Annotated in this window: 9 protein-coding genes; all 9 read left to right on the forward strand. The window is 71.8% G+C overall.

Features of this window, described 5'->3' with window-relative positions:
• The first annotated feature begins 121 nt into the window (after nucleotides 1-121).
• Nucleotides 122-1,069 (forward strand): beta-ketoacyl-ACP synthase III, encoded by a 948-nt coding sequence (locus ACTWJ8_RS30920; protein ID WP_356379528.1) that lies wholly within the window; start codon nucleotides 122-124, stop codon nucleotides 1,067-1,069.
• A gap of 152 nt (nucleotides 1,070-1,221) precedes the next feature.
• The gene (locus tag ACTWJ8_RS30925) at nucleotides 1,222-1,899 is read left to right on the forward strand and encodes a GntR family transcriptional regulator (protein WP_356379531.1); all 678 of its coding nucleotides are present in this window, start codon (nucleotides 1,222-1,224) and stop codon (nucleotides 1,897-1,899) included.
• A 632-nt stretch (nucleotides 1,900-2,531) separates the two neighbouring features.
• On the forward strand, nucleotides 2,532-3,713 hold the full coding sequence (locus tag ACTWJ8_RS30930; protein ID WP_356379537.1) for an ROK family transcriptional regulator: 1,182 nt from the start codon (nucleotides 2,532-2,534) through the stop codon (nucleotides 3,711-3,713).
• Nucleotides 3,714-3,844: 131 nt separating this feature from the next.
• The gene (locus ACTWJ8_RS30935; RefSeq protein ID WP_443265043.1) at nucleotides 3,845-5,329 is read left to right on the forward strand and encodes a sugar ABC transporter ATP-binding protein; all 1,485 of its coding nucleotides are present in this window, start codon (nucleotides 3,845-3,847) and stop codon (nucleotides 5,327-5,329) included.
• A 94-nt stretch (nucleotides 5,330-5,423) separates the two neighbouring features.
• Nucleotides 5,424-6,434: an ABC transporter permease gene (locus tag ACTWJ8_RS30940; RefSeq protein WP_356379540.1), complete on the forward strand. Its 1,011-nt coding sequence runs from the start codon at nucleotides 5,424-5,426 to the stop codon at nucleotides 6,432-6,434.
• A 21-nt stretch (nucleotides 6,435-6,455) separates the two neighbouring features.
• Complete coding sequence (locus ACTWJ8_RS30945; RefSeq protein WP_443260896.1) at nucleotides 6,456-7,505, forward strand: substrate-binding domain-containing protein; 1,050 nt, start codon at nucleotides 6,456-6,458, stop codon at nucleotides 7,503-7,505.
• Nucleotides 7,506-7,656: 151 nt separating this feature from the next.
• Nucleotides 7,657-8,811 carry a Gfo/Idh/MocA family protein gene (locus ACTWJ8_RS30950; protein WP_356379744.1) on the forward strand — a complete coding sequence of 385 codons (1,155 nt, stop codon included), beginning with the start codon at nucleotides 7,657-7,659 and terminating at the stop codon, nucleotides 8,809-8,811.
• A gap of 18 nt (nucleotides 8,812-8,829) precedes the next feature.
• Nucleotides 8,830-9,828, forward strand: a complete 999-nt coding sequence (locus ACTWJ8_RS30955) for a sugar phosphate isomerase/epimerase family protein (protein ID WP_443260897.1) — start codon at nucleotides 8,830-8,832, stop codon at nucleotides 9,826-9,828.
• A 255-nt stretch (nucleotides 9,829-10,083) separates the two neighbouring features.
• On the forward strand, nucleotides 10,084-12,534 hold the full coding sequence (locus tag ACTWJ8_RS30960) for a PQQ-dependent sugar dehydrogenase (protein WP_443260898.1): 2,451 nt from the start codon (nucleotides 10,084-10,086) through the stop codon (nucleotides 12,532-12,534).
• Nucleotides 12,535-12,545: the final 11 nt, after the last annotated feature.

Raw genomic sequence — 12,545 nt, forward strand, 5'->3', positions numbered from 1 at the left:
CGGCCCGGCCGCTCCGGCGGAAGTCTCCAAGCGAAGCGGGTTTTTCCTGTCGCTGGTCGCCACCCGTTACTCATGAGTCGCTGACCAGACTGGAGGATCCGCAGCTCACGAGGGGGCCTCCATGGTCGGTTCGCGCATTGTCGGCATCGGGCACCACCAGCCCGCCAGAATCCTCACCAACGAGGACCTGGCGGGCATGGTCGACACCAACGACGAGTGGATCCGCAGCCGCGTCGGCATCCGTACGCGGCACATCGCGGGCCCCGACGAGCCCGTCGACGAGCTCGCCGCGCACGCCGCGGCCAAGGCGCTGGCCGCCGCCGGTCTGACCGCAGACGCCGTCGACCTGGTCGTCGTCGCGACCTCCACGGCCGTGGACCGCTCCCCGAACATGGCGGCCCGCGTCGCCCACCGGCTCGGCGTCCCGTCCCCGGCCGCGCTCGACCTGAACGTCGTGTGCGCCGGCTTCACGCACGCCCTCGCCACCGCCGACCACACGCTGCGCGCCGGGGCGGCGACCCGCGCCCTGGTGATCGGCGCCGACAAGATGTCCGCCGTCACCGACTGGACCGACCGCTCCACGTGCGTGCTGGTCGGCGACGGGGCGGGCGCCGTCGTCGTCGAGCCGTGCGCCGAGGGCGAGGAGCCGGGGATCGGCCCCGTCCTGTGGGGCTCGGTGCCCGAGATGGGCGACGCCGTACGCATCGAGGGCGAGCCCGCCCGCTTCGCGCAGGAGGGCCAGTCCGTCTACCGCTGGGCCACCCGCTCGCTGCCGCCGCTCGCCCGGCAGGCCTGCGAGAAGGCGGGCCTCGACCCGGCCGACCTCGCCGCGGTGGTCCTGCACCAGGCCAACCTGCGCATCATCGAACCGCTCGCCGAGAAGATCGGCGCGGTGAACGCCGTGATCGCGCGGGACGTCGTCGACTCCGGCAACACGTCCGCCGCGAGCGTCCCGATCGCCCTGTCGAAGCTGGTGGAGCGCGGCGAACTTGTCAGCGGCGCCCCGGCGCTACTCTTCGGCTTCGGCGGCAACCTCTCGTACGCGGGCCAGGTGGTGCGCTGCCCCTGAACGGCCTCGTCCTCGCACCGGCATACGGAATGTGACGAGTTCGACTCGCTCTAGCCGTGGCGATTGCGCTCGGTAAACTGTATTCCAAAGCCAATCCGGCAATCCGCCGGAGCCGGCCTGCCGGATGCTCGAAGCCCAGGAGGGGGACCGCGATGTTGTCCACAGGACTGCCGCAGGGGGCGGTGCCCAAGCTGGAGCGCCCCGGACCGCTGCGCGAGCGGGTCTACGAGGCGCTGCTCGAACTCATCACGACGCGCGCCCTCCAGCCCGGCCAGCACTTGGTCGAGAGCGAACTCGCCGGCCACCTCGGCGTCTCCCGGCAGCCCGTGCGCGAGGCCCTCCAGCGGCTCAACACCGAGGGCTGGGTGGACCTGCGCCCGGCCCAGGGCGCGTTCGTGCACGAGCCGACCGAGGAGGAGGCCGACCAACTCCTCAGCGTCCGTACGCTGTTGGAGGCCGAGGCCGCCCGGCTCGCGGCGGCCAACGCGGGCAAGGCCGGCATCGCCGAGCTGGAGGCGCTGTGCGCCAAGGGCGAGCAGGCCGTCGCCGACGGGGACGTGGACCTGGTCGTCGCCACGAACGCCGAGTTCCACGCCAAGGTCATGGAACTCGCCGGCAATGTCGTCCTCGGCGAGCTCGCGGGCCAGGTCGACCGCCGCGTGCGCTGGTACTACCAGCCCGTCGCCCGGCAGCGCGGAAAGCAGTCGTGGATCGAGCACCGGCAGCTCATCGCGGCGATCTCCGCGCGCGACGAGGCCGAGGCCACGGCCGTGATGCGGACCCACACCGAGCACACCCGCGAGACCTACCACCACCGCGAGCGCGACTGACCTGCCCCTTTCCGGAGCGCATCAACTCGGCGTAGGCGGGCGGCAGTTCGTCCGACGGTCACAGCAGCAGCCAACGGCGCACGACCAGGGTTCAGTGTCGCCATCAGGCGGTCGAGGTCCGGCACCGCCCCCGCCTTCATGGGCTCGATTTCCCTCGGGGTGTCGTGCCCCGATTGTGCGGACCGCGCCCAACGGGTGCGCCCCGCCCAGCCGTTCGAGCCACACGTTACGGTCGCCCGGCGGCCGCGGCCCCTTCGGGCCGTGCCGGACGACCGCGCCGGAGGGCAGCCGGGCGCCACGAGCGCGTCGAACGACGCGACGATCCGCAGCACCGACGCGGCTCCCGCTCCGAGCCCGTCCGCAGGCGGCTCCTGCTGCTCCGTCCCCGCAGCGCAATCTCCCAGCTCTTGATCCGCGCCGGCCCTTGATCCTCCCCGGCCCTTGGCCCCCGCCGGCCTTTGCCTCCTCCTGTCTTTGTCCTGCGGCGGGAGAAAGTCGTGAGCAATTTCTGCGCAACTTCTTCCCGCGCCGGGTGGGCGCTGCTACGTTCCCTGGCGAAAGCAGCACCACAAGGCGACACGGCACCACCACCCGAAGAGGCCCGAAGCGGCGGGGAGGGGCACGTGAGACGCATGACGGCTCGACCGGCCAACGCGCACCAGGCGCGGCTGCTGCGGCTGCTGCGCGACGAAGGGCCCAACTCCCGTGCCCAGCTGGGCGATCAGGTGGAACTGTCCAGGTCGCGACTGGCCGTCGAGGTGGACCGGCTCCTGGAGACGGGACTCGTCGTCGCCGACGGACTCGCCGCCTCGCGCGGCGGACGCCGCTCCCACAACGTGCGGCTCGCCCCCTCGCTCCGCTTCCTCGGCGTGGACATCGGCGCGACCTCCGTCGACGTCGCCGTCACCAACGCCGAGCTGGAGATCCTCGGCCACATCGCCCAGCCCATGGACGTACGCGAAGGGCCCGTCGCGGTCTTCGAGCAGGTCCTCACGATGGCCGCCAAGCTGAAGGACTCCGGGCTCGCCGAGGGCTTCGACGGCGCGGGCATCGGCGTGCCGGGCCCCGTCCGCTTCCCCGAGGGCGTGCCCGTCGCCCCGCCGATCATGCCCGGCTGGGACGGCTTCCCGGTCCGCGAGGCGCTCAGCCAGGAACTGGGCTGCCCCGTCATGGTCGACAACGATGTGAACCTGATGGCGATGGGGGAGCAGCACGCCGGGGTCGCCCGGCAGGCCGCCGACTTCCTCTGCGTCAAGATCGGCACCGGCATCGGCTGCGGCATCGTCGCCGGCGGCGAGGTGCACCGCGGTACCACCGGCTCCGCGGGCGACATCGGACACATCCGCGTCGAGCGGGACGGCCGGCCGTGCGCCTGCGGCAACAAGGGCTGCCTCGAAGCCCACTTCAGCGGCGCCGCGCTCGCCCGCGACGCCGAGGCCGCCGCCCGCGAGGGCCGCTCGGCGGAGCTCGCCACGCGCCTGGAGGCCGCCGGCCGGCTCACCGCCGCCGACGTCGCGGCGGCCGCCGCCGCGGGAGACACCACCTGCCTCGACCTGATCCGTGAGGGCGGCAACCGCACCGGGCAGGTCATCGCGTCCCTCGTCAGCTTCTTCAACCCGGGGCTCGTCGTCATCGGCGGCGGCGTCACCGGCCTCGGCCACACCCTGCTCGCCGCCGTCCGCACCCAGGTCTACCGCCAGTCGCTGCCCCTGGCGACCGGCAACCTCCCCATCGTGCTCGGGGAGTTGGGGCCCACCGCCGGAGTCATCGGCGGCGCCCGACTGATCAGCGATCACCTGTTCTCACCCGCGTAACGCCCCACCGCACCACGCGCACCCCCCACGCTGTACGGCGCTCAGCTCAGCCCTGCCCTGACACCGGCCGCACCCGCCCGAGGGGAACCGCCATGGGACCCGATACCGCACCCGCACCACCCCTGCTCACCATGTCCGGCATCACCAAGTCGTTCCCCGGCGTGCGCGCCCTGGACGGCGTCGACCTGGAGGTCCAGGCCGGGGAGGTGCACTGCCTGCTCGGCCAGAACGGCGCGGGCAAGTCCACCCTGATCAAGGTCCTCGCCGGGGCGCACCAGCCCGACGACGGCGTCATCACCTGGCGCGGCGAACAGGTCGCGCTGCGCTCGCCGATCGCCGCGATGCGCCTCGGAATCGCCACCATCTACCAGGAACTCGACCTGGTGGAGGCCCTGTCCGTCGCCGAGAACGTGTTCCTCGGCCACGAGCCGACCTCCGGGGGTTTCGTCGTGCGTGGCCGGGCCGCCCGCGCCGAGACCGCGCGCCTGCTGCGCAGGCTCGGCCACCCGGAGATCGACCCCGAGCGGCTCGTCGGCGACCTGTCCGCCGCCCACCAGCAGATCGTCTCGATGGCCCGCGCGCTCTCCCACGACGTACGGCTCATGGTGATGGACGAGCCGTCCGCCGCGCTCGACCCCGACGAGGTGGAGAACCTCTTCCGCATCGTCGGCGACCTCACCGCGGAGGGCGTCGCCGTCGTCTACATCTCGCACCGCCTGGAGGAGATCCGCCGCATCGGCGACCGCGTCACCGTCCTCAAGGACGGCCGAGCGGTGGCGGTCGGACTGCCCGCCGAACGGACCCCGACCCGCGACATCGTCTCCCTGATGACCGGGCGCACCGTCGAGTACGCGTTCCCCGACCGGCCCAACGCCGGGCCCCGCACCGAGCCCGTCCTCACCGTCCAAGGGCTCACCCGCACCGGCGAGTTCGCGCCGCTCGACCTGGAGCTGCGGCCCGGCGAGATCGTCGGCCTCGCCGGGCTCGTCGGCTCGGGCCGCTCCGAGATCCTGGAGACGATCTACGGCGCCCGCAGGCCGACCGCGGGGCGCGTCCTGATCGACGGGCGGCCGCTGCGCCCCGGCAGCGTGCGCGCCGCCGTCCGCGCGGGCCTCGGTCTCGCCCCCGAGGAACGCAAGGCGCAGGCCCTGCTGATGCTCGAATCGGTCACCCGCAACGTCTCCGTCTCCTCCATGTCCCGCTTCTCGTACGGCGGTTGGCTGGACCGCGGCCGGGAGCGCGAGGCAGCGCGCGGCGCCACCCGCGAGCTGTCGCTGCGCCCCGACGACCCCGCCGTACCGGTGCGCACCCTCTCCGGCGGCAACCAGCAGAAGGCCGTGCTCGCCCGCTGGCTGCTGCGCGGCTGCCGGGTGCTGCTGCTCGACGAGCCGACCCGCGGCGTCGACGTCGGCGCCCGCGCCGAGCTGTACGCCGTGATCCGCCGGCTCGCCGACGAGGGCCTCGCCGTCCTCCTGGTCTCCAGTGAGGTCCCCGAGGTCCTCGGCCTCGCCGACCGCGTCCTCGTACTGCGCGAGGGCCAGGTGATCCACGAGGCGCCCGCCACCGACCTCGACGAACACGCCGTCCTCGACCTGGTCCTCGAGGGCGCGCGATGACCGGGCCGCACGGTGCGGGGGACCGCACCGCACCGCCCCCGGCGGCCACGCCGTGCCGCACCACTCCACCCGCCCCCGGAAGGGACCTGGCGCCATGACCCAGCCCGCCCCCGCCGCGAGCCCGGCGGCCCCCGAGAAGTCCAGGGCCGCACACCGGCCCCGCCTCGTCCGGCTCGACCTGCGCACGCTGTCGCTGCTCGGCGTCCTCGTCGCCCTCACCGTGATCGGCGGCATCACCCAGCCCGACTCCTTCCTGGACACGGACAACCTGCAACTCGTCCTCACCCAGGCCTCCGTCATCGGCGTCGTCACCGTCGGCATGACCTTCGTGATCATCTCGGGCGGCATCGACCTGTCGGTCGGCGCGATCGTCGCCCTCGCCAGCGTGTGGGCCACCACCGTCGCCACCCAGGAGTACGGCTTCGTCGGCGTCCTGTTCACCGCGATCGCCGTCGGCGTCGGCTGCGGCCTCGTCAACGGCGTGCTCATCGCGTACGGCGGCATGGTCCCCTTCATCGCCACCCTCGCGATGCTCGCCTCCGGGCGCGGCCTCGCCCTCCAGATCACCGACGGCAAGACGCAGATGGTCACCGTCGACAGCGTGCTCAAGCTCGGCGAGCGCGACTCCTACGTCCTCGGCATCCCGCCGCTCGTCCTCGTCTTCGCCGTCGTCACCGTGATCGGCTGGCTGGTCCTCAACCGCACCACCTTCGGCCGCCGCACCGTCGCCGTCGGCGGCAACGCGGAGGCGGCCCGCCTCGCCGGCATCGACGTACGCCGCCAGCGGCTCTACCTCTATCTGCTCTCCGGACTGTGCTGCGGCATCGCGGCCTTCCTCCTGATCGTGCTCTCCGGCTCCGGCCAGAACACCAACGGCAACCTGTACGAACTCGACGCCATCGCCGCCGCCATCATCGGCGGCACCCTGCTCACGGGCGGCCGCGGCACCATCGTCGGCTCCGTCCTCGGCGTCCTGATCTTCATCACGATCCAGAACCTCTTCGCGCTGAACAACCTGCAGAGCGACGTTCAGCAGATCGCCAAGGGCGCCATCATCGTGGTGGCGGTCCTGGTGCAGCGGCGCACGGCACACACCACCACCTGACGCCCGGGAAAGGGACACGTCATGCCAGAGACAACGAGCCGCCGGGGACTGCTCTTCGGCGCGGCCGCGGCCGTCACCGCGGGCGGCCTCCTGACCGCCTGCACCAGCAACGAGCCGAGCGACAAGAGCGAGGGCGAGAAGGCCGCGGACCAGCCCGTCGCCGACGACAAGCCCGGCAAGAAGGTCACCATCGGCTTCGCGGGGCCCCAGGCCGACCACGGCTGGCTCAACGCCATCAACGACAACGCCAAGGAACGCGCCAAGAAGTACTCGGACGTCACCCTGGTGTCGACCGAGGGCGCCAACGACACGGCCGCGCAGATCGGTCAGGTCGAGACGCTCATCAACAAGAAGGTCGACGTCCTGGTCGTGCTGCCCGCCGACGGCAAGGCGCTCACCCAGGTCGGCCTCAAGGCGATGCGCGCCGGCATCCCCGTCGTGAACCTCGACCGCATCTTCAACACGCCGCAGGCCTACCGCTGCTGGATCGGCGGCGACAACTACGGCATGGGCCTCAACGCAGGGAACTACATCGGCGAGAAGCTCAAGGACAAGAAGAACGCGAAGGTCGTCGAGCTCGCCGGACTCGACAACCTCGAACTCACCAAGGAGCGCACCCAGGGCTTCGACGACGCCCTGAAGAACTACCCGAACATCAAGAAGGTGGCCCGGCAGGCCGCCGAGTTCACCGTCGAGTCCGGAAACTCCAAGATGGCCCAACTGCTGCAGGCGCAGAAGGACTTCGACGCGCTGTGGAACCACGACGACGACCAGGGCGTCGGCGCCCTGCGCGCCATCGAGCAGGCGGGCCGCGACGACTTCCTGATGGTCGGCGGCGCGGGCGCGCTCTCCGCGTTCGAGGAGATCAAGCAGGACCGCGGCGTCCTCAAGGCCACCGTCCTCTACCCGCCGACCATGGCCGCCTCCGCCATCGACCTGGCCCGCGCGCTCGGCCAGGGCAAGGGCATCGGCGGCATGGCCGAGTTCGAGATCCCCGCCCACGTCACCCTGTACTCCGCCGTCGTCGACAAGGACAACATCGACCAGTACATGTCGACCGGCTTCAAGTGATCCCCGCCCGTACGACCGGGTCAGCGAACACCCCGCGCACGAGGAGGACTTCTGCATGGCAAGCACGGGCAGCACGGACGCGAACGGGGGGCCCGGGAGCGACGCCGGGGGAGCCGCCCGGGGGAGCGGCAGGCCGGTCCTGGGCGTCGGCATGGTCGGATACGCGTTCATGGGCGCCGCCCACTCACAGGGCTGGCGCACGGTGGACCGCGTCTTCGACCTGCCGCTCGCGCCCCGGCTCGCCGCGATCTGCGGCCGGGACCCGGCGGGCGTGCGGGCGGCGGCCGAGCGGCTCGGCTGGGCCGCCGCCGAGACCGACTGGCGGGCCCTGATCGAGCGGGACGACGTCGGCCTCGTCGACATCTGCACGCCTGGCGACAGCCACGCCGAGATCGCCGTCGCCGCGCTGGAGGCCGGCAAGCACGTGCTGTGCGAGAAGCCGCTCGCCAACTCGGTGGAGGAGGCGGAGGCGATGGCCGACGCCGCCGCGCGCGCGGCGGCGAACGGCCAGGTGGCGATGGTCGGCTTCAATTACCGCCGCGTCCCCGCCCTCGCGCTCGCCCGCCGGATGGTCGCGGAGGGCCGCATCGGCACCCTGCGGCACGTGCGCGCCCGCTACCTCCAGGACTGGCTCGTCGACCCGCACTTCCCGCTCACCTGGCGGCTCCAGCGCGCGCACGCCGGGTCCGGTGCCCTCGGCGACCTCGGCGCGCACGCGGTGGACCTCGCCCAGTACCTCGCGGGCGAACCGGTCGCCGGTGTCTCCGCGCTCACCGAGACGTTCGTCCGCGAACGCCCGCTGCTCGACGGGGCGTCCGCCGGGCTCTCGGCGGCCGGCGGCGGCTCCGCGGGCAGCGGCCCCGTCACCGTCGACGACGCCGCCGTGTTCACCGGCCGGTTCGCCTCCGGCGCGCTCGCCTCCTTCGAGGCGACCCGCTTCGCGACCGGCCGCAAGAACGCGCTGACCGTCGAACTCAACGGCTCCGACGGATCGCTGAGCTTCGACCTCGAACGCCTCAACGAGCTGTCCTTCCACGACCACACCGACCCCGCCGAACGCGCGGGATTCCGCCGGATCCTCGCCACCGAGCCCGGCCACCCCTACCTGTCGGCCTGGTGGCCGCCGGGGCACGGACTCGGCTACGAGCACACCTTCACGCACCAGGCCCGCGACCTGGTGACCGCCATCGCCGAGGGAACGCAGCCCCTCCCGTCGTTCGCCGACGGGCTCCAGGTGCAGCGCGTCCTCGCAGCGGTCGAGGAGAGCGCCGCCAAGAACTCCGTCTACACGCCCGTCCAGGCCTGACCCGAGAGGAGCACTTCCATGCCCCGCCCGTTCACCCTCTTCACCGGTCAGTGGGCCGACCTGCCGCTGGAGGAGGTCTGCCGCATCGCCAGTGACGCGGGCTACGACGGCCTCGAACTCGCCTGCTGGGGCGACCACTTCGAGGTCGACAAGGCCCTCGCCGACCCCGACTACGTCAAGGGCCGCCACGCCCTCCTCGACCGCCACGGCCTCAAGTGCTGGGCCATCTCCAACCACCTCGTCGGGCAGGCCGTCTGCGACGCCATCATCGACGAACGCCACGAGGCGATCCTGCCGCCCCGCCTGTGGGGCGACGGCGACCCCGAGGGCGTACGGCAGCGGGCCGCGGCCGAGATCAAGGACACCGCCCGCGCGGCAGCCGCCTTCGGCGTCGACACCGTCATCGGCTTCACCGGCTCGGCGATCTGGCACCTCGTCGCCATGTTCCCGCCCGCGCCCGAGTCCATGATCGAGCGTGGCTACCAGGACTTCGCCGAGCGCTGGAACCCGATCCTCGACGTCTTCGACGCCGAGGGCGTCCGCTTCGCCCACGAGGTCCACCCCAGCGAGATCGCCTACGACTACTGGACCACGCACAAGGCGCTCGCCGCCGTCGACCACCGGGCGGCCTTCGGCCTCAACTTCGACCCCTCGCACTTCGTGTGGCAGGACCTCGACCCCGTCGGCTTCCTCTACGACTTCCGCGAGCGCATCTACCACGTCGACTGCAAGGAGGCCCGCAAGCGCCTCGACGGCCGCAACGGCCGCCTCGGCTCCCACCTGCCCTGGGGCGACCCGCGGCGCGGCTGGGACTTCGTCTCCGCCGGACACGGCGACGTCCCCTGGGAGGACGTCTTCCGCATGCTCCGCTCCATCGACTACGCGGGCCCGATCTCCGTGGAGTGGGAGGACGCGGGCATGGACCGTCTCCAGGGCGCCCCCGAGGCCCTGACCCGCCTGAAGACCTTCGACTACGAGCCGCCCACCGCGTCCTTCGACGCGGCGTTCAACAGCTGAACCGCACGCCGCAGCCGCGCGACCCGGACGGCCGGTCGCGCGGCCGCCCCGCCGTGCCCGCACACGGCTTTGTCCTGCGGTGGGAGAAAGCCCAACTACCTTGCGCACAAGGTCTGTTCGGCCGGGACAAACGGAGCTAGCGTCGTCCCCCGAACCACCGCACAGCACCCACATGGCACTCACGGCACAGATCCTTCCGGGATGACGGCGCATCCCGGCGCTCCGCACGACTCGCCCCTCTGTCCGGAGGAACCCGTGCACAGGAAACGCCTGAGAACCCGCAACGCGCTCGCCCTGCTCACCGGCACCCTGCTCGCCGCCGCCTCGCTGACCTTCTCGGCCGCGGCGGCGCCCGCCCCCGACTCGGCCACGGCCGCGGCGGCCGAGGACTTCCAGCAGGTCACCCTGGCCAAGGGGGCCGAGGAGGTCGGCGAGCCGATGTCGCTCGCCGTGCTGCCGGACCGCAAGGTCCTGCACACCTCGCGCGACGGCGTGCTCCGCCTCACCGACGAGAACGGCACCACCAAGGTGGCCGGCAAGCTCGACGTCTACACGCACGACGAGGAAGGCCTCCAGGGCGTCGGCGTCGACCCGAACTTCAGCGAGAACCGCGCCATCTACCTGTACTACGCGCCCCCGCTGAACACCCCGGCGGGTGACGCCCCCAACGAGGGCAGCGCCGCGGACTTCGCGCCCTTCGACGGCTACAACCAGCTGTCCCGCTTCACGCTGAACGAGGACGGCACCCTCGACAAGGCGTCCGAGAAGAAGGTCCTGGAGGTCCCCACCTCGCGCGGCATCTGCTGCCACGTCGGCGGTGACATCGACTTCGACAAGGACGGCAACCTGTACCTGTCGACCGGCGACGACTCCAACCCCTTCGCCTCGGACGGCTACACGCCCATCGACGAGCGCGCCGACCGCAACCCGGCCTACGACGCCCAGCGCTCCTCCGGCAACACCAACGACCTGCGCGGCAAGGTCCTGCGCATCAAGGTCGCCGCCGACGGCACGTACACCGTCCCCGACGGCAATCTCTTCGCGCCGGGCACCGACAAGACCCGCCCCGAGATCTACGCGATGGGCTTCCGCAACCCGTTCCGGATGAGCGTCGACAAGCCCACCGGCATCGTCTACGTCGGCGACTACGGCCCCGACGCCGGCACCGCGAGCCCGAGCCGCGGTCCCGCGGGACAGGTCGAGTTCGCCCGCGTCACCAAGGCAGGGAACTTCGGCTGGCCGTACTGCACCGGCGACAACGACGCCTACGTCGACTACGACTTCGCGACCGGCGCCTCCGGCTCCGCCTTTGACTGCGCGGCGCCCAAGAACACCTCGCCGCACAACACGGGCCTCACCGACCTGCCGCCCGCGCAGGCCGCCTGGATCCCCTACGACGGCGGCTCCCTGCCCGAGTTCGGCTCCGGCTCCGAGTCCCCGATGGCGGGACCGGTCTACCGCTACGACGCCGCCAACACCTCCCCGGTGAAGTTCCCCGAGGCGTACGACGGCGACTTCTTCGCCGGAGAGTTCGGCCGACAGTGGATCAAGCGGATCGAGCAGGACGCCGACGGCAAGGTCGCCTCGATCAACCCGTTCCCGTGGACCGGCACCCAGGTGATGGACATGGCGTTCGGCCCCGACGGCGCGCTGTACGTCCTCGACTACGGCCTCTCCTGGTTCGGCGGCGACGAGAACTCCGCCCTGTACCGCATCGAGAACGCCACCGACGGACACTCGCCGACCGTCGACGCCAAGGCAGACAAGACCTCCGGCCAGGCGCCCCTGAAGGTGAAGTTCACCTCCACGGCCTCCGACGCCGACGGTGACGCGCTCACGTACTCCTGGAAGTTCGGCGACGGCACCACAGGAACCGGCGCCGCGCCCAGCCACACGTACAAGAAGAACGGCACCTACACCGCGACCGTGACCGTCAAGGACGCCACCGGACGTACCGGCAGCGCCGACGTGCACCTCGTCGTCGGCAACACCGCGCCCAAGGTCACCCTGGAACTGCCCGCCGACGGCCAGCTGTTCACCTTCGGCGACAAGGTCCCCTTCAAGGTGAAGGTCACCGACCCCGAGGACGGGGCCATCGACTGCTCCAAGGTCAAGGTCACCCACATCCTCGGCCACGACAGCCACGGCCACCCGATCACCTCGGCCACCGGCTGCTCCGGCACCATCCAGACCAGCGCCGACAGCGAGCACGACCCGAACGCCAACGTCTTCGGAGTCTTCGACGCCGAGTACACCGACAAGGGCGCCAATGGCCAGCCCGCGCTGACCACGCACGACCAGCACGTCACCCAGCAGAAGCACCGCCAGGCCGAGCACTACGGCGACTCCAAGGGCGTCTCGGTCGTCAGCCACGACGCGGCCAACGGCGGCAAGGCCGTCGGCAGCATCGAGAACGGCGACTGGATCTCCTTCAAGCCGTACGCCATCGGCAACGCGAAGTCCCTGAAGGCGCGCGTCGCCTCCGCGGGCGCCGGCGGCACCCTGGAGATCCGCACCGGCTCCGCCACCGGCAGGCTCGTCGGCAGCGCCAAGGTCGCGCCCACCGGCGCGGCGGACACCTACACCGACGTCACCACCGCCATCAGCAAGGCGCCCACCCAGAGCACCACGCTCTACCTCGTCTTCAAGGGCGGCAGCGGCAGCAACCTGTTCGAGATCGACGACTTCACCTTCACCACGGACTGAGAGGAGCAGGA

It is taken from the genome of Streptomyces sp. SDT5-1, from assembly GCF_052245995.1.
Lineage (GTDB): Bacteria > Actinomycetota > Actinomycetes > Streptomycetales > Streptomycetaceae > Streptomyces.